The sequence below is a fragment of the Methylobacterium terricola genome (assembly GCF_006151805.1).
Classification (GTDB): domain Bacteria; phylum Pseudomonadota; class Alphaproteobacteria; order Rhizobiales; family Beijerinckiaceae; genus Methylobacterium; species Methylobacterium terricola.
Window position 1 is genome coordinate 1 of the sequence record NZ_VDDA01000001.1, and the last position, 17,330, is coordinate 17,330.

Genomic DNA, 17,330 nt, shown 5'->3' on the forward strand with positions numbered 1-17,330 from the left:
AGGGTTGCCCCCATTGTCCAATATTCCCCACTGCTGCCTCCCGTAGGAGTCTGGGCCGTGTCTCAGTCCCAGTGTGGCTGATCATCCTCTCAGACCAGCTACTGATCGTCGCCTTGGTGAGCCATAACCTCACCAACTAGCTAATCAGACGCGGGCCGATCCTTCGGCAGCAAGCCTTTCCCCATAAGGGCGTATCCGGTATTAGCTCAAGTTTCCCTGAGTTATTCCGAACCGAAGGGCACGTTCCCACGCGTTACTCACCCGTCTGCCGCTGACCCCGAAGGGCCCGCTCGACTTGCATGTGTTAAGCCTGCCGCCAGCGTTCGCTCTGAGCCAGGATCAAACTCTCAAGTTGAAGAGCTGATCATAGCTGATCACAACATAAACGGAGGCTCACAACCGATCGGCGTTTCCACCTGATCGTGTGAGCACCGAAACGTCAGACCAGCATCATCCTACTCACGATCCAGGCCGAAACCCGGATCCGCAGGGACGACGCCGTCCACGCTTCTCTTTCTCGTATGCACTTGTCAAAGAGCGGCCCGGCCAAGACCGGGGTATCATCGGCGACGACAGGACCAGCGCCTGACCAAGGTCAGGCTCGCCGGCCCAGACTGTCGAAGAGATAGTTCAGCGCCCGGTCCGCTGTCGCGGCCGGCGCCGATGGGTGGTCGTATAGGCCCCCGATGTCGGCCCGTCAACCGGTTTGTGAACCTCTTGCGACAGATCCTCTCTTTTTCGCCCGCTCACCAGCCGGCCTCACGCCGCGGCGGCACAGTGGCTGCGCGCCTCGGCGGCGGCGCGGCGCACCTCGGCCACGGCGTCCGGGATGCCGGATCCGGCCGCGATCGCCGCCTCGAGCCCGCGGCAGGCGGCGGCCAGGTCGTCGAAGCCGAGGCTGCCGGCCATCGCCACGATGACATGGGCGTCGTGCGCCAGGGCGGCGAGGTCGGATTCCCGCGCGAAGGCCCCGGAGAGCTGGGTCATCAGGCGGTCGCGCAGGCGGTTGAGATCGGCCTCGCCGATCAGGCGCGCCAGCTCGGCGCTCTTGCGCGGGTCGACCACCGGAGGCCGCTGCGGCTCGGCAGGGCGGCGGAGCGCGACGCCCGGGGCCTCGCCGGCGGCGGCGCGTCCGCCCTGCTCGGTCAGGCGCACGCTCACCCCGGTGCCGGTCGCCACGCAGGCGAGCGCCCCCGCCTCGGTGAGGCTGAGAACCGCCGCCATCACGGCGGCGGGGGCGAGGCCGGTCTCGTAGGTATGTGTCCCCTCCCCTCCCGCGAGCGCCAGGTCACGGCCGGAGACGTGGAGGAGCGCCATCAGGTGCGCGGCGGGCTCGGGCAGATGGACGGGTGCCCGGAGCCCGGCACGGCGCGCCTCGAACCCGGCGCAGGCCTCGGCGACCGCCGCCCAGGAAGCCGGCTCGGCGACCCGGAACGTCACGTCGCAGGCGCCGGGGAGCCGGCCGGTGAGGTCGACGCTCGGCACCGGCCGCAGCGGCGTCTCGGCCCGGGCGGCCCGGAGCACCGGAAGCCCGGTCTCTCCGCTCAGCAGGATCAGGTCGGCCTCCACCGCCCGCGCGACCGGCACGAAGGCCTGGCCGAAGGCCGCCGCCTCGGCGGGCCCCGGATGGGGACAGATCAGGGCCCGGGGCCGCCCAGCCAGCCCGAAGCGGCGCCAGACCGCGTCGGCGGCGGTCTCGGCCACGGCGGCCTTCGGTGCCTCCGCGGCGCCCGCGGGCGTCTCGGTCCCGGCCAGCCGGTCCAGGGTCGCGTAGAGCGCCGCCGGATCGAGGGGCTTGACCAGGATGGCGTCGAAGCGGGCATCGGCGCCGCGGCGGGAGGCGAGGCCGTGCCGGTCGGCCGTCACGCCGATCAGCCGCACCCGGTCCTCCGGGCGGGCGATCTCGCGCATGAGCCGCGCCAGCGCGTAGCCGTCCATCTCGGGCAGGTGGTAGTCGATCATCACCACGTCGTGACGGCGCTCGCTCAGCAGCTTGAGGCCGAGGAAACCGTCGGAGGCGACGTCGACGCTGTCGCCGCGGCGCTCGCACAGGGCGCGGACGAGGTCCTGGAAGCCGGGATCGTCCTCGACCACGAGAAGGCGCAGGCTCATCGGGGGCTCCGTTCGGTCGGGATGAGGGATCACGGGCGGGGCGCGGCGGGGCCGCGGGTCGCCTCGGGCGGGAGGATCGCGGCGTCGGCGGGCAGGCCCCCGGGTGCCGGAGGGGGGGCGTCGACGGCGCCCAGGATTCCGTTGCGCACGGGAATGCCGGGCAGGCCGGACGAGGCCGGGCCGCGCGCCGGGGCCTCCGCACCGAGATAGCGCGGACCGGCAGGGGCCGGTTCGGGAGGCGCCGCGGCGAAGACCGGGCCCGGCGCGGGATCCGGGTGGGCCCGGCGGGAGACCTGCGGCGTCGACCGGTCTTGGCGTGGCGGGCGGGCTTGGCGTGGCGGGCGGGCTTGGTGTGGCGGGCGGATCGCAGCCGTCGCCGGTCCGGCGACCGGCTCGCCGGAGAAGCGCGGCACCAGGCGGAGCTGGCCCACCGCCGCGGCCATCGCCTCGAAGGTCAGGTCGTCCCGGCACAGGCGGACGCGCAGGGACAGGGGCGTCGGCGCCGCCTCCTCGCGCACCGGGGCCTCCGGGATCCACTGCCAGGCATAAAGGCAGCGTGCCGCCCCGGCGCGGCCGATGGCGAGGCCGTAGGGGCCGTAGGCATTGGCCGAGGGGCGGGTGACGACCTGCATCGCCACGCCGGGAAAGGCGGCGGCGATCTCGGCGCGGATGCCGGCCTCGGTCGGCTTGCCCCCGGGGACGGCATCGAGCGAGGCGTCCCGGGCGGTCGAGACGAGAATCAGGTCGTCGCGCCCGCCCCGCCGCCCGGGGGCGGGAAGGATGATCGCCTGCTCGAACCCGCCGGCCGCATCGCGCTCGCGCAAGGCGACGGGCCGCCCGACCCAGGCCGGCAGGACGGCGACGGGGGTCGGCCGGGTCGGAGCGGCCGGCAGGGCGGCATCGAGGCTGGCGAAGCGCGGCCCGGCGGCCCGCTCCTGCGTGGTGCAGGCGCCGAGGGCGGTCACGGCGGCGAGGACGAGCGGGCGGATCACGGCTGGGTCCTTCTGGGAGCGAGGGCGCCGGTGGTGGCGACCTCCGGCCGGGGCGGCGGATCGGCCGGGACGGCCTGCATCGCCGACCACAGGGTGCCGAGGGGGGCGGGACGGTCGGCGGCGCTCGGAGCGCTCGGCCCGGTCTCGCCGGTCCAGCCGGGGAGGAGCGCGAAGCCGAACCGCTCATAGGGCATCGGCCCGACGCCGGGGACGCGCCGCGCGGTGGTCGGCCCCCGGCCGGGGCCCCGCGACGGCGGGATCGCCATTGGCCCAAGCGGGCTGCCGGCGGGGGCGGCGCGCAGGTCGTTCTCCATCGGCACCGCCAGCGGGAAGTCGCTGCGGCGCACCAGCGGCGTCGCCGCCGCCGCCTCGAGGGCATCGGGCCGGGGCACGCGGCCGCGCGGCTCGGGGGGCGGCGCGAGATCGAGATAGGCGGTGCGGGCCGTGGGCTCGGCGGCGCGGGGCGCCGCCGCATCGCAGGGGGAGGGCCGGTCCGACCGGGCGGCGAAGAGCAGGCCGACCACCCGGGGAAACAATCCGTCGTAGCGGTTGACCACCTCGACGAAGGCGCGCTGCTGGCCGGCGCGCTGCAGCGCCAGGGCGTAGCCGTAGACGGTGGCCTCCTTGGGGAACCACGCCACGGCGCGGCGGAACCAGGCGAGCGCGGTGTCGAACTGGCAGGTGTTGTAGGCGTACCAGGCGAGCGCCTGTGCCCCTTCGCCCGAGGCGGTGGCCGCCGTGACCTCGGCGTAGCGGCGCAGGCGCTCGGGCTCGATCGCCGGGGGTGAGGCCTTCGTCAGGTCGCGCTCCAGGATGTCGATGAAGAGCAGCGCATTGTTCACCAGCGGCTCGCGCCAGGCGTAAGCCACGTCCTCGGCCTCGCGGCGCAGGCCGAGGCGCAGGAGGGTGTGGGCGAGGCCATGCGCCACCATGGCGTCGCCGCCGCGGGCGACGGCGCGCTTGAACCAGGCCAGGGCCTCCAGCAGGTCGCTGCGCTTGAAGGCGTACCAGGCGACGAGACCGGCCTGGTCGGGATCGGGCGCCGCCTCGGCATAGGCCTGGAACGCGGCGAGATCGTCCGGCCGAACCGCCTGGCCGGCCTCGTCGTGCAGCACCGCGCTGATGCGGGCGCGGATCAGGTCGATGCGGACCGGCGCGAGGTCGTCGGCCGGGATGCCGGCGGCGAGACGGTCGATCTCGGCCATCGGCAGCAGCGGCAGCGCCCGCAGCAGGCCGGCGCGGCGCTCTTCGGCGCTCGCGCCCCGAGAGGCCAGGGCGAGACCGAACAGGGCGAGCGCCTCCGGCACCCGGTCGGTGCGGGCGAGCGCCTCGGCGGCGGTCCACGCCGTTTCGGCCTCGCCGGCCTCGATCTCGGGCCGGCGCCGGTCGAACAGGGTGGTCAGGTCGGTCCAGCGGCCCGCCTTGGCGAAGGCTCGCACCTCGTCGCGCAAAGCCCGGCGGGCGAGCGCGCCGGTGAGCGCCCCGGAAGGCGTCCAGCCCGGCTCGGCCCGGGCGCGGTCGGCCAGCGCCTTGCGCAGGGCGTCGAGGCGGCCCGCCCCGAGCAGGTCCCAGTACCCCTCCTCGTCCTCCGCGCCCGGCGCGGCGGTCCAGAGGTCGGCGGGGGGCGTCCAGCCCGGATGGCGGCGGGCCAGGCGCTCGGCCTCCGCCGCCACCCGCTCGGGCCGGCTTTGAGACGCGTAGTAGCGCAACGCCGTCTCGTCGGGGCGCTCGGCCGCGGCGGCGGGCAGCCCCTGGCCGATCATCGGGGCGAGGCCAGCGGCGAGGATCAGCGCGGCGCGCATGCGGGATACCTCGTCTTCAGGGCGGCCAGCGCCAGGAGCTGCAGGGTGGCCGGGTAGTAATGCTCGCTCTCGGCCCGCACCCGGGTGAGGCCGGGCGGGAACGGGGTGCCCCTCGCGGCGCAGGCGGCGAGCGCCGGGATCGCGCCGTAGCCGGATTCGGTGAGGCGCGCCGTCACCCGGCCGCTGCCGGTCTCGACGAGGGCGAGGCCCGATTCGGGCCGGGGCCAGAGCGCCAGGAACGGCGCGTAGAGATCGGCCTCGGTCGCCCCCGCCATGGCGAGGTAGAGCGGGATGCGTAAGCCGTTATAGGCGAAATCGGGCGCGAAGCCGTCGGCGGGGCGGGGCGCGCCGGACAGCGAGATCCACTCGCTCGGCAGGCGCGACGGCCCGAAGCGGGCGGCACGGATCAGCCGGCGGCCGCTGCGGTCGAGGCCGATCCAGTCGAATTCCGGCGCGAGCAGCGGCATCCGGTCGAAGGCCGGGAAGATCCAGTAGGAGAGGTTGACCACCGGGCCGTCGGGCCGGTCCTCGGCGGAGAAGCCCGCCACCGCCGGCAGCAGCAGCGGCCCGTGGGCGGCCCGCGGCAGGATCAGCTTGCGCCCGAGCTCGACCGCGATGCGCCGGCCGGCGACCCGGTGCGAGGGGTCGTTCCACGCCGACACCGCCTCGGCCAGCGCCCAGGCGACCAGGAGGTCGCCGTCGGCGGCGTCGTTCATGTCGGCGACCGCGGGGCGCCGGTCGGGCTCCCAGCGCCAGGCGAGGAGCTGGTCGTCGCGCACCATCAGGTTGGCGCGGGTCCAGGTCCAGATCCGCTCGAAGGTCGCCCGGTCGCCGGCCAGGACGGCGAGCAGCATGCCGTAGCCCTGGCCCTCGCTGTGGCTGATGCCGTTATTGCCGGTATCGACCACCCGTCCCTGCTCGGTGACGAACCGGGCCTTGTAGGCGCGCCAGCCCTCGCTGTCGGCGAGCGGCGCGGGGTGGGCCAGCGCGGCGGTGCCGAGGCCGAGCCAGGCGAGAAGGACGAGAACGATCCTCATGAGGTTCTTCTGCCGAGGTTGCGCACCAGCCAGTGGGTCGCGGCGGCGAGCAGCCCGGCGCAGGCGAGTGCCATCAGGGCGTAGGCCCCGCCGTTGAGGGAGAGCCAGCCGGCGGCGACGCGGCGCAGGTTGCCGAACGAGGCCGGCGCCGTCGCGACGTAGCGGGCGGTCTCGGGCAGGCGCGACGCCGCCGCGCCGTCCGGCGCCAGGAGCGCGAGGCGGCCGCGGGGCCGGCTCCAGACCAGGGGCTGGACGAGGCAGGCGACCGCCTCGCTCAAGGCCGCGGGATTCGGCGCGGTGACCAATGTGAGCACGTCGTCCGGTGCCGGCCCGGTCACCCCTTGCGCGAGGGCGAGGGCGGCATCGGGGAGGTCGAACGATGCGAGCCCGGAATCCGGGGTCGCCGGCCCGCGGCAGCCGGGAGGGGCGCCGAGGCGCAGGAGCCGGCGCCGGGCGGCCGCGCCCGCCTCGGGCGGCGGGACGTCGCGGGCGGGACTGCCCTGCATCGCGGCCTCGTCGCGCCGGGACCAAACGTCCCGCAGGGCCTGCGGGTCGAGGCCGGCGGCCTTCAGCAGCGGAGCGTCGAGGCTGCGGGCGGCGGCGACGACCACCGTCGGCCCGACGATGCCGGCGCGCCCGGCCGCGAAGCCGAACGGGATCGGGCGTCCCGCCGCAAGGCCGAGCCGGGTCGCCAGGGTGGCGGCGGCCGCCATCGTGTCGCGGTCGGGAGCCGGCACGACGAGGGTCGGGGCGCGCCCGTCCGCGCCCGCCCGGTAGGGAAAGCCCGCCGCCGCGGTGGCGGCGAGGTCGGGCTGGCGGGCGATCCGGGCGAGGTCGGGGATGGTCAGGCGGGTGCTGGCGTGCAGGACGAGGCGCTCGCCGGCAGGCGCGGCGCAGGTCGCGTCGCCGGCCCGGGGCAGCTCGGCGAGGAGCTCGATCCGGTTCAGACCGGGGCGCAGCAGGCGCAGGGGCAGGAACACCGTGCGTCGGCGCAAGGCCTCGCCGCCCGCACGGCCGAGAGGCACGCTGCCGGCCGCCTCGCCGTTGATCGACAGGCTGACCTGCGCCCCCGGCGCGAGGCCGGCCGGGTAGGTCGCGTCGAGGTCGAGGGCGAGCTTGGCGTAATCCGCCGCCAGGAGGTCGTGCGGCAGGGCGAGATCGAGGACGAGGCGGTGGGTCCGTCCGCCGACCGCCTCGTCCCTGAGCCCGAGATCCGCCAAGGTCAGGCTCTCGCCGCCCTGGATCCGGTGCCCGCCGGCCTCGCGCATCACCGCGAGGCCCTCCGGCGCGCCGTGCGGCGGTGCCGCCGCCAAGGCATCGAGTTGCGCCAGCGCCGCGGCCGTGTCGGCCTCGCTCGCTCCGGTGACGACGACGACCGGGCGGCGCTCCGGCCCCGCCGGCAGCAGGGCGAGGCGCGGCCCGGTGACGGGCCCGAGCGCCGCGATGTCGAGGCTGCGGGCGAGCTCGGCCGCCGGCGCCACCGCGAGCGCCACCCCGTCGCCGGCCTCCGGCGTCGGCGCGAACGAGACGGCAGGCTTGGCGAAGCGGCCGGCGAGGGCGAGCGCCTGGGCGCCGGCGAGCAGCCCCTCCACGCGGCGCTCGGACAGGCGCTCGCCGGTCTGGATCAGGCGGATCGGCACCGCGCCGTCGGGCCCCGGCCGGATCGCCGCGAGGTCGCCGAGATCGGCCACGCCCTCACTGGCCGAGAGGAGGCCGGTAGTGTCGGGGTCGATCTGGGTCCAGAGCTCGTAGGTCGCCGCCACCGTGCAATCGACGCGGTGGCGCTGGTCGACCGCGATCGTCAGGGCGTTGAAGCCGGGGCGCAGGGCGCCCGGGGGCACCGGCACGCTCTCCAGCGTGAGCCCGCGGGCGCCGTCGATCGCCGTCCGGCCGATCTCCGCGCCGTTGAGGCCGATGGTCAGGCTGGAACTCTCCGGCAGGACCGAGATCGCCGACAGGAAGCCGACCTGGAACCGGCCGCCCGCCCGCGCCTCGGCGGCGGTGACGAAGAGCGGCCAGGTCACGGCGCCGGTCTCGCCCCAGAGCCGCAGCGGGCTCGCCACCGCGGGAAGGCGGCGCGGCGTCGGGGCGGGCGCCGGGATGGGCGCTTCGGCCTGGCTTCCGGGAGCCGGCGGCGCGGCCGGGGCCCGGACCGGGCTCGCGCCCGGCAGCAGCATCGTCGGGGTCGGCCCGAAGCCCGAGAAGGTCTGGGCCAGGGCGGGGGATCCGGGGACGGGCGTCCCGGCCAGGACGGCGCCGAGCGCCGGCACGAGGAGGATGCGCATGCGATGGTCTCCTCAGGCGGCGTTGCGCGGTGCCGCGAGCGCGTCGCGCAAGGTGGCGATGAGGTCGCGGGCGTCGCTGCCCGGAGCGGTCTCGGCGGCGGGGGCGCGGGGCGGCGGCGCGAAGGCCACCGGTGCCGCCGCGACGCCGGCGAGAGCCCGGATGCTCTCGGCCCAGGCCGCCGCGTCGGGCGGGCGCGCTTCGGTGGCGGCGTCCGCGGCGGCGGGCAGCGCCGCGGCGGCGAGGCCGGAGATGGCGGCCCGCCACGCCGCCTCGACGACCGGAGCCTCGGAGGCGGGCACGACCGGGGCCGGCGCCGGATCGGGGACCGGAACGGAGGCGGGCGGCGGCCCTGCGCGGAATGCCGCCGGGGCGATGGCCGGCGCGGTCGCCGGCACGATGGGGAGCGGTGCCGCCGGCACGGGTGCGGCGAGGACCGCCGCCGGCACGGACGCCGCCGGCTTGGACACGCTCGCGGCGGGCGCCGCCAGCTCGCGAAAGATCTCGTCGGCGAGAATCCGCTGCGGCGCCGGGTCCACGGCGAGCGCGACCACCTCCGGTGCTGCGGCGGCGAGGACCGCTTGCGGCATCGTTGCCGCCGCATCCGGCGCGGGCAGGGCCGGCGGCGCGGCCTTGCCGAGATAGGACAGGGCCCGCACCGGCTCGGAGAGGCCCCAGGCGAGGACGCGCAGGAGGCCGGTGACGAGGTCGCGGTGGCGCCGGCGCTGCCCGAGGAAGTCGCGCAGGGCGCCGGCATCGCCGTAGATCAGGCCGGCGACGATACGGTAATCGGCGGTGGCGAGCGGCGCGAGGGCGACGACGCAACGGTCCGGTGCCGGGACCGCCCGCACGGCGAAGCGTAGGGCGCCCCCCTCGGCGTGGAGGCGCCCGCCCTCCGGCATCGCGGGGAACGGCGCCCCGTCGGCCCGGCGCAGGGTCGCGGCCTCGGGGCTCATCCGCTCGACGACGACCGCCACCCGCTCGGCGCCGATCGCGGCCTCGGCCGGGCGGCCGACCGGCAGGCTCGGGACGCGCTCGTCCTGGCGCCGTTCCGCCACGACGCCGAGCGCCACGCCGGCGATCACCAGGTTGAAGGCGCACCACAGGCCGACGACGAGCATCAGGCTGGTGACGCCGGGCTCGTAGAGGTAGCGCCAGGCCGCCATGCCGCAGCCGGCGGCGAGGCCTGCGAAGATCGCGACATACGGCCAGGCGAGGGCCGACAGGTGATCGTGCTCGAGGCTGACGCCCTTGGCGGTGACCGAGAAGCTCGGCCGCCGGGGCGAGGCGATCACCGAGACGATCGAGCGCGCCAGGAACACGCCCTGGACGTACTCGTACAGCTCGGAGACCAGCGGCCAGCGCACGTGGCCGTACAGGTAGTTCTGGATCATCAGGTTGGCGACCATGTAGGTCGCCGTGTAGGCCAGCGCCTCGTCCACCGACGAGACGAAGATCTTGACGTCGAAGAAGATGTGCAGGAGCGGCGCCAGCATGAAGACGAGCCGCGGCAGCGGGAAGAACCAGAACGTCATGCTCGACAGGTAGGCGAGCCGCTGGATCGGCCGCAGGCCCGGCTTCAGCAGCGGGTTCTTGAGCATCAGGATCTGGATCATGCCCTGGCACCAGCGCGAGCGCTGGACGATGAAGTCGGCCAGGCTCTCGGGCTGCAGGCCCGCGATCAGGGGCTTGGCCACGTAGGCGCTGGTCCAGCCGCGGCCGTGCAGGTCGAGGGCGGTCTCGCAATCCTCCGTGATCGTGATGCCGGAGAACCCGCCGACCGCGTCCAGCGCCCGCCGGCGCAGCAGGGCCGCCGAACCGCAGAAGAACGAGCCGTTCCACTTGTCGAGCCCGGCCTGGGTCACGCCGTAGAACATCTCGTTCTCGGACGGCATCCGGGCGAAGGTGCGCAGGTTGCGCTCGATCGGGTCCGGGTTGATGAAGACGTGCGGGGTCTGGACCAGGAACAGGTTCGGGTCCTGGGCGAACAGCCCGATCGTCTCGGTGAGGAACGAGCGGAACGGCGCGTGGTCGGCGTCGAGCACCAGCACGATCTCGGCCCGGGAGGCGGACAGGCCGTTGTTGAGGTTGCCGGCCTTGGCGTGCTCGTTGCGGGCCCGCGTCAGGTAGCGGGCGCCGAGATCGGTGCAGAGCGCCTGCAGCTCGGCCCGGCGCGCCCGGGCCGAGGCGGCCTTCCCGGGGTTCGGATCGGCGCATTTCTGGTCGGTGCCGCCGTCGTCGAGGAGCCAGACGGTCAGCTTCTCGGCCGGGTAGTCGAGGTTGAGCGCCGCCGCCAGGGTCACGGCGAGGATCGAGGTCGGCTCGTTGTAGCTCGGGATCAGCACGTCGATCGCCGGCAGCTCCGCCGGCAGGGGGGCGGTCTCGCGCACCAGCGGGTCGGCGGTGACGACGAGGCTGATCGCCAGGATCAGCACGCAGTACAGCTCGGCCGCCAGCAGCAGCAGGCCGAAGCCGAGGCCGACCGGATCGTCGAGGGAGGGCAGCGTGCCGGTGAGCCGCCAGTAGACGTAGCGGATCACCACGAGCGTCCCGAGCGCCAGGAAGGCGAGCCGGGGCAGGCCGCGGCGCGGGAAGAGGAGCCAGAGCGCCACCATGCCGGCGCAGGCCGCCCCGCACAGCCAGGTCTGCGCCTCGGCCCCGACCGGCTGGACCAGGAGCCCGACGGTGACGAACGCGGACAGGGCCCAGACGGCCCAGCGCAGAGCGGACGCGGCCATCAGAACCCCGCCCGCATGTCGACGGTGGTGTAGAGCCCGCCCTTGCGGGTCTGGTCGTGCAGGTAGCCGGCGGCGATGCCGACTTGCAGCGCGCCGAACTGGAACGCGCTCCAATGGGCGCCGACCCGCCACTGGCGGTAATAATCGTCGCCCAGCACCGCGACTTCGGGTCCGAGGAAGCCGCCCATCACCGCGACGCCGCCCCGCACCCGGCCGTAATAGGCGTTGAAGGTGCTGGCATAGGTGCCGGTGGCGTGGACCATCGTGCCGTCGGTCGGCCTGGCGTAGACATCGAGCGCCGCCTTGAGGCCGCCGGCATTGCGCACGCTCGCCTCCAGCCCCGGCATCTCGTTGCGGCGGACGTTGAGGCCGACGAAGGCCGACAGCACCGCCTCGGGCCAGACCCAGCCGTAGCCGATCATCGCCGCGGCCTCGGCCTGCTGGCCGAGCCCGGTCCCGGTCCGGTACGAGCCGATCAGCGTGTCGGCGCGCAGGCGCAGGCCGCTCGTCTGGAGGGTTCCGGCGGGTGCCGCGGTCGCGGTGGCGCCGGCGAATTGCGAGCCCTGCGAGCTGACGGTCGCCGCGGTGTCGACCGAGACGATCCAGGCATCCCGGGCCCCGGCGGGCTCGGCCCCGGTGTACCAGTCGGCCGCCAGCGCCGGCCGGCCGAGACCGGCCGCCGCAGCGACGAACGCCGCCGGGACAAGCGCCCGTTGGACGCACGGAAGGGGGCCGCGCCGGAATGCGGCGCGGGCGAGAGTGCGGTGCATGTCGATACGCCACGAGACCTTGCAACGCCGGCAGGATCGGGCCCGGATCCTTAAGCAGACCTTGCCGGAACGGGTCGCATCCCGTGCGCGGAAGTCTTACGACGTTCAGGATAATGAGAATCGACCGGATGACTGGCGATGGCCGGTCAAGCCCTGCCGCACCCCGCATCCACAGCCGCGGCGGGGTAGGCGGCGGTCCCCTGCCGGTACGCTCCGCCCCGATCCGGACCGGCGCGGGATCCCGTCTCCCCGGTGGGAGAGGGGGAGGGGTGAGGGTGGAGACGGCTCCGAACGAAGCTCCGGACGCTCCGTCGCCAGCACGACGGCCAGTGCTTTATTCGGCACCGTCGCCGCCCCCACCCCCGGCCCCTCTCCCACACCTTGCAGCGATACCGGGCTTGCCCGGTATCGTTTGGGGAGGAGAGAGCGCTGGACTTGGGTTCGTGGGCATCTCCTGGCGCGAACAGCGAGCCGGGCGGCGCGAATGCGGTAGCCCCCGCCCCGCCCCGCGCCTTAGGCCGTCAGGCCGAGGCCGGCCGGCGCGGCGGCGGCATCCAGCTCGGCCCGCAGGCGCCGGGTCTCGAAGGCCGCAGCCGTGCAGCGTGCCCGGGCCCGCGAGAGCGCCATCGCGAAGGCGGACGCGTCGCGGGCGACCTCCTCCTCGCTGCAGGCCTCCAGCTCGGCGCAGGCCCGGGAGAGCGCCGCGAAGCCGAGCATGCCGGCCGCCGAGACGAGGCCGTGCGCCTCGAAGCGCAGCCGCGCCCGGTCGGCCGCCTCCCGGCCCTCCCCGACGAGCGCCCCGGTCACCTGGTCGGCGAGGTGGCCGAGGAGGCGGCGCACGGCTTCCGCCGGCAGGAAGGCGCGGACCCCGTCGTAGAGCGTCCGGTCGAGGGAGGCCGGCTCGTCCTCGGCGGCCGGCGCCGCCGGGGCGCGGTCGAGCCAGCGGGCGAGCATCGCGGAGAGCTCGGCGGGCGTGAACGGCTTGCCGAGGTGGTCGTCCATCCCGGCATCGCGAAACGACTGCACTTGGTCGGGCAGCACGTTGGCGGTCATGGCGATCACCGGCACCTGCGCCGCGGCGCCGGGCAGGCAGCGGATCAGCCGGGTCGCCATCGGGCCGTCGAGGCCCGGCATCTGCACATCCATCAGGACGAGGTCGTAGGCACCGGCCTCGACCGCCCGCACCGCCTGGAACCCGTCGACGGCGACGTCGACGCTGTGGCCGGCCTTGCGCAGCATCAGGCAGGCGAGCTCGCGGTTCACCTCGATGTCCTCGACGAGGAGGATGCGGCCGGTCCGGGCGGGCATGGCCGCCGCGCGGGGCTCGGGCGCCGCCTGGTCCTCGGCCCGGGGCAGGGTCAGGGTGACCCAGAAGGTCGAGCCGCGGCCGGCCGCCGAGATCAGCCCGATCTCGCCCGCCATCGCCTCGACGAGGCGGCGGCTGATGGCGAGGCCGAGGCCGGTGCCGCCGTAATCGCGGCGGATCGAGCTGTCGACCTGGGAGAAGCGCTCGAACAGCCGGCCCTGCTTGTCGGCCGGGATGCCGATGCCGGTATCGGCGACGGAGAAGCGGATCCGCTCGCCGCCCGGGCCGCTGCCCTCGTGGCGCAGGGACAGGGCGACGCTGCCGCGGGGGGTGAACTTCACCGCGTTGTTGAGCAGGTTGATGAGGATCTGGCGCAGGCGCGCCTCGTCGCCGACGAGGCGGCGCGGCAGGCTGGCGTCGATCGTGCAGGTCACCGCGAGGCTCTTCTCGGCCGCCGCCGCCCCGACGACGCCGAGGCAGCCCTCGGCCAGGGCCTCGATCGCGAAGGGATCGCGGCGTAAGGACACCGCGCCGGCTTCGACCGAGGAGAAGTCGAGGATGTCGTTGACGAGGGTGAGCAGCCCGCCGGCCGAGGCGCGGGCGAGGGAGGCGTAGCGCCGAAGATCCGGCTCCAGCCCGTCCGCCTGCGCGAGCAGGCCGGTGAAGCCGATCACGGCGTTCAGCGGCGTGCGGATTTCGTGGCTCATCGCCGACAGGAAGTCGGTCTTCGCGGCATTCGCCCGCTCGGCCGCGGTCCTGGCGGCCTCGGCGGCGGCCTTGGCCGCCTCCGCCGCCGCCTTGGCGGCGACGAGGCCCGCCTCGGCGTCCTTGCGGGCCGAGATGTCGAGGTTGAGGCCGGTCACCCGCACGGCCCGGCCGCCGGCATCGCGCCCGAGCCGGCCGATCGCCTGGATCCAGCGCACGCCGCCCGGGACTAGGACCCGGAAGGCGATGTCGAAGGTCCCTCCCCCGGCCACCGCGCCGCGCAAGGCCTTGAGCGCCGGCTTGCGGTCCTGCGGCGCCAGCCGCCGCAGCCAGGCGCCGAGGGCGATCACCGCCGGCCGGTCGCCGGGCAGGCCGTGCAGGCGGGCGCTCTCGGGCGCCAGGGTGACCTCGCGGGTGACGAGGTCGAGATCGAACAGGCCGGCGCCGGCGGCCTCCTGGGCGAGCCGCAGCAGGTCGCCGGTCTCCTCCAGCGCCTTGCGGGCGGCCAGGATCTCGTCGATGTCGAGGGCCGAGCCGAGCCAGCCGAGGAGCGTGTCGTCCTTGCGCAGGGGCTGGAACGAGAGCTGGTGCCAGCGATAGGCGCCGTCGCGGTCGCGCAGGCGCCCCTGCGCCTCGCCGCTGCCGGCCTCCATCGGGTTTCCTTGCGCCGCGTTTCCCTGCGCCAGACTTCCCTGCAACAAGGCCGCGGCGATCCGCGGCCGGTCGTCCGGGTGGTAGCGCTCCTCCCGCGCCGCCCGTCCGGGTCCGATCTCGCCGAAATAGCGCGCGAAGGCCGGATTGGCGTAGACGGTCTCGCCGGTATCGGTGCGCTCCATCCAGACGAGCTGGGGCAGCGTGTCGGCGAGCGCCCGGTAATGCGCCCGGCTCGCCCGCAGCGAGGCCTCGGTGTCCTGGCGCGCCGCGGCGTCGCGGATCGTCGCGATGCGGGGCGCGCCCGGCGCCGCCTCGGGGGCCGACAGGCGGGTCTCGACCCAGATCCAGCGCCCGTCGGCATGGGCGAGGCGATGCATCAGCGCGCCGCCGCCGGCGACGATCGACGCCAGGCCGGCCCGGTCCTCGGGATGGACGAGGTCGGCCAGGGCCAAGCCCGCCAGGGTGTCGGGCGGGCGCCCGGTCAGGGCGCGGCTCGCCGCCGAGGCGCGGACGAGCCGGCCGCCGCGATCGATCTCGGCGACGAGGTCGGGACAGGCGGCGAGCCACCGCTCGGCGCGGCCGCCCCCGAACAGCCGCCCGAGGGCGGCGCGCCAGCCGGAGCGCCCCTCACGCAAGGCCGCACACTCCAAGATCGTACGCGTCATGCCCCTGCGAGGCCGGACGCCCGCCCGGGGCCGCCGCGCCCACCCTCGTCCTTCGCACCCGGAGGACCACCGGATTCGGCTTCGTCTCGGAACCCATGGTCATGCCGGCGGCGGTCTCGGGGAGAGCGAAAATGTCGAATGATGGTTAACCAACAATCATTAAACGAGACTTAACCTATCCCTGCGAGAGAACCGGGCATGAACGCGATGCTCCATACGCCACAGATCGGTTCGGCCTCCCCGGCATCGGCGGCGCTCGCCGCAGGGGCGAGGAGCGATGCCGCGCGGGACGGCGCCGAGCGGCGTCGCGACCGACGCTTTCCGGTCACGCTGTCGGCGCGGCTGCGCCATGGCGGCCGGAGCTACCGCACCGAGATCCTGAACCTGAGCCGCGGTGGCCTGCTGCTGGCGCCGGTGACGACCGCCCCGCTCCTGCCCGGCGCCTCGATCCGCATCGAGGCGGCCTCGATCGGCGAGGTCGAGGCCCGCGTGGTCAGCCTGAGCGCGCTCGGGATCCATGTCCGGGTCGACGACACCTCCGAGCGGTTCCAGAACGCCCTGGTGCGGCTCGCCCGGCTGACCCGGATCTGGACGGCGCCGGGGGCGTGAGCGGGACGCCGGGCTGACCGGCCCGGCCGCCCGGCAGGCTCGCACGACGGGACCGCGCCATGCGCGGTGCGGCGGATGGTTTCGCAAGGCGGATTTCGGCTTCGCTCAGGGGCGCGAAGCCGGAGGCTCCACCGCGCCGGCTGGTGGTGCGAGGTCCGGCAGGACTCGTCCGCGAACCGTATACCGCCAGCGGTGGAACGCGGGACGAAGCGGGAGCGGCCGAGATCAGGGCTCATCGGTCACAGGAAGGCGCACGCGTCGCGTGGCTTCGCCGCCCCGTGGGGGCCGCCTCCGCTCCGTCGTCCGCTGGTCTGCCGCTACGCCTCGGCCCGAACGGCTGCCGGGGCGATCGTCGCGGCCCGTCTCATGGGTGGCGTCATGGCCCCCTCCGCTCTCGCCTCCCCGCTGCTGCGGGAGGACGCGAGGCAGGGTGATCCCGCCGGCGCCCGCCGTCAAGCGGCCGCACCGCGTCATGCCGCCGAGGCATCGGTGCCGAGGCGGGCGGGCTTGGTCCGGATGTCCCTGGAGCGGATGTCCATGGCGTTGCCGCGCCAGACGATGTCGCGGGCGACCCAGGCGGCGAGCCAGATCGGGACGAACAGGAGGTCGCGGGCGAAGCAGGCGAGCGGCCAGCGCCAGGAGCGCGGCCAGCCGTTGCGGGCGGCGAGCCGCCACTCGGCGCCGTACCAGGCCGCCGCCGTGCCGAGCATCGCCGCGACGCCCGACAGGCCGCCCCCCGCCGCCAGATAGGCCGCCAGCATCGGGACGACCGCGCCGGTGCCGATCTCCGGGGCGAAGAACAGCGGGAAGGTGACGCGGCGCAGCCGTGCCCAGCGCAGCTGGCGCGACCACACCTCGGCGGCCCGCCGGGGGCCGAGCGGCTGGGCGAAGGGCGAGGCGACGAGGTGGACCCGCCGGCCCATCGCCCGCACCAGCTTGGTCGCGGCGGCATCCTCGGCGATCTCGGCGCCGAGCGCCCGGATGCCGCCCTGCGAGTCCAGCAGCGGCCGGTGCCAGAGCATGCTCTTGCCCTGCGCGAAGCCCAGGCCCAGCGCCTCGCCGACATATTGCCAGCGGGCCTGGAGGGTGTTGAGGAAGGCGCACTCGACCTCGGCCCAGAAGCTGCCGGGCCGCGTGCCGACCGGGGTCGAGCAGACGAGGCCGGTCTCGGGGCGCCAGGCGGCGCGCAGGCGCTGGATGTAGTCGCTAGGCATCAGCACGTTCGAATCGGCCAGCACGATCCAGTCGTGGCGCGCGGCCTCCCAGCCGCGAATGCAGTTGTTGAGCTTCGGGTTGTCGCTCACCCGCTCGTCGCCGACGATCAGCCGGGCCGGCACGGAGGGATGACGGGCGATCAGCCGCTCGACCAGCGGCACGATCGGGTCGGTGGCGCGGGCGACGCAGAAGATCAGCTCGTAGGCCGGGTAGGACAGGCGGAAGCCCGAGGCCAGGGTCTCCTCGCTGTAGGTCTCGAGGCCGCAGACCGGCCGCACGACCGTGACCGGCGCCTCCGCGAGCCCGGCCGGCTCGGGATCCGGCCGGCCGAGGCGGCGCAGCGCGATGGCGAGGCTCGCGAGGTTGATCAGCGTGAGGGCGAGGCAGATGATGGCGGCGATGCCGGTACCGGTCATGCGAGTCCTCCCGGGCCGGTGCCGAC

General features: G+C 75.1%; 10 protein-coding genes and 1 rRNA gene. 1 reads left to right on the forward strand and 10 read right to left on the reverse strand.

Annotated features, from left to right (window positions below):
• The 9 genes from FF100_RS00005 to FF100_RS00045 all read right to left on the reverse strand — a co-directional run.
• A 16S ribosomal RNA gene (locus tag FF100_RS00005) occupies nucleotides 1-355 on the reverse strand; the annotation flags it as partial.
• 404 nt (nucleotides 356-759) lie between these two features.
• Complete coding sequence (locus FF100_RS00010) at nucleotides 760-2,112, reverse strand: response regulator (RefSeq protein ID WP_139033525.1); 1,353 nt, start codon at nucleotides 2,110-2,112, stop codon at nucleotides 760-762.
• Between the two features lie 29 nt (nucleotides 2,113-2,141).
• The gene (gene bcsN / locus FF100_RS00015) at nucleotides 2,142-3,104 is read right to left on the reverse strand and encodes a cellulose biosynthesis protein BcsN (protein ID WP_139033526.1); all 963 of its coding nucleotides are present in this window, start codon (nucleotides 3,102-3,104) and stop codon (nucleotides 2,142-2,144) included.
• Nucleotides 3,101-4,906, reverse strand: coding sequence for a hypothetical protein (locus tag FF100_RS00020; protein WP_139033527.1), 1,806 nt, complete (start codon nucleotides 4,904-4,906; stop codon nucleotides 3,101-3,103). The genes bcsN and FF100_RS00020 overlap by 4 nt, the downstream gene beginning before the upstream one ends.
• Nucleotides 4,891-5,943, reverse strand: coding sequence for a family 8 glycosyl hydrolase (locus tag FF100_RS00025; protein WP_139033528.1), 1,053 nt, complete (start codon nucleotides 5,941-5,943; stop codon nucleotides 4,891-4,893). Before FF100_RS00025 ends, FF100_RS00020 begins: the two co-directional genes overlap by 16 nt.
• Nucleotides 5,940-8,228 carry a cellulose biosynthesis cyclic di-GMP-binding regulatory protein BcsB gene (locus tag FF100_RS00030; RefSeq protein WP_139033529.1) on the reverse strand — a complete coding sequence of 763 codons (2,289 nt, stop codon included), beginning with the start codon at nucleotides 8,226-8,228 and terminating at the stop codon, nucleotides 5,940-5,942. The genes FF100_RS00025 and FF100_RS00030 overlap by 4 nt, the downstream gene beginning before the upstream one ends.
• Nucleotides 8,229-8,240: 12 nt before the next feature.
• A complete protein-coding gene (gene bcsA / locus FF100_RS00035) occupies nucleotides 8,241-10,964 on the reverse strand; it encodes a UDP-forming cellulose synthase catalytic subunit (protein WP_139033530.1) in 2,724 nt (907 codons plus the stop codon).
• Entirely contained in the window at nucleotides 10,964-11,734 is a 771-nt protein-coding gene (gene bcsS, locus FF100_RS00040) for a cellulose biosynthesis protein BcsS (protein ID WP_139033531.1), read from the reverse strand. Before bcsS ends, bcsA begins: the two co-directional genes overlap by 1 nt.
• 513 nt (nucleotides 11,735-12,247) lie before the next feature.
• A complete protein-coding gene (locus FF100_RS00045; protein WP_171069994.1) occupies nucleotides 12,248-15,034 on the reverse strand; it encodes a PAS domain-containing hybrid sensor histidine kinase/response regulator in 2,787 nt (928 codons plus the stop codon).
• A gap of 228 nt (nucleotides 15,035-15,262) precedes the next feature.
• Here FF100_RS00045 and FF100_RS00050 point away from each other — a divergent pair, with 228 nt between their 5' ends.
• Entirely contained in the window at nucleotides 15,263-15,673 is a 411-nt protein-coding gene (locus FF100_RS00050; protein WP_139033533.1) for a PilZ domain-containing protein, read from the forward strand.
• Nucleotides 15,674-16,143: 470 nt separating this feature from the next.
• On the opposite strand, the gene FF100_RS00055 is transcribed toward FF100_RS00050, so the two are convergent.
• Nucleotides 16,144-17,304: a ceramide glucosyltransferase gene (locus FF100_RS00055; RefSeq protein WP_139033534.1), complete on the reverse strand. Its 1,161-nt coding sequence runs from the start codon at nucleotides 17,302-17,304 to the stop codon at nucleotides 16,144-16,146.
• Between the last annotated feature and the right edge of the window lie 26 nt (nucleotides 17,305-17,330).

Bases quoted from the DNA above. Each gene is read 5' to 3' on its own strand.
- bcsA (WP_139033530.1), bottom strand. From the start codon at position 10,964: ATGGCCGCGTCCGCTCTGCGCTGGGCCGTCTGGGCCCTGTCCGCGTTC.
- FF100_RS00010 (WP_139033525.1), bottom strand. From the start codon at position 2,112: ATGAGCCTGCGCCTTCTCGTGGTCGAGGACGATCCCGGCTTCCAGGAC.
- FF100_RS00030 (WP_139033529.1), bottom strand. From the start codon at position 8,228: ATGCGCATCCTCCTCGTGCCGGCGCTCGGCGCCGTCCTGGCCGGGACG.
- FF100_RS00055 (WP_139033534.1), bottom strand. From the start codon at position 17,304: ATGACCGGTACCGGCATCGCCGCCATCATCTGCCTCGCCCTCACGCTG.
- FF100_RS00020 (WP_139033527.1), bottom strand. From the start codon at position 4,906: ATGCGCGCCGCGCTGATCCTCGCCGCTGGCCTCGCCCCGATGATCGGC.
- FF100_RS00050 (WP_139033533.1), top strand. From the start codon at position 15,263: ATGAACGCGATGCTCCATACGCCACAGATCGGTTCGGCCTCCCCGGCA.
- FF100_RS00025 (WP_139033528.1), bottom strand. From the start codon at position 5,943: ATGAGGATCGTTCTCGTCCTTCTCGCCTGGCTCGGCCTCGGCACCGCC.
- bcsS (WP_139033531.1), bottom strand. From the start codon at position 11,734: ATGCACCGCACTCTCGCCCGCGCCGCATTCCGGCGCGGCCCCCTTCCG.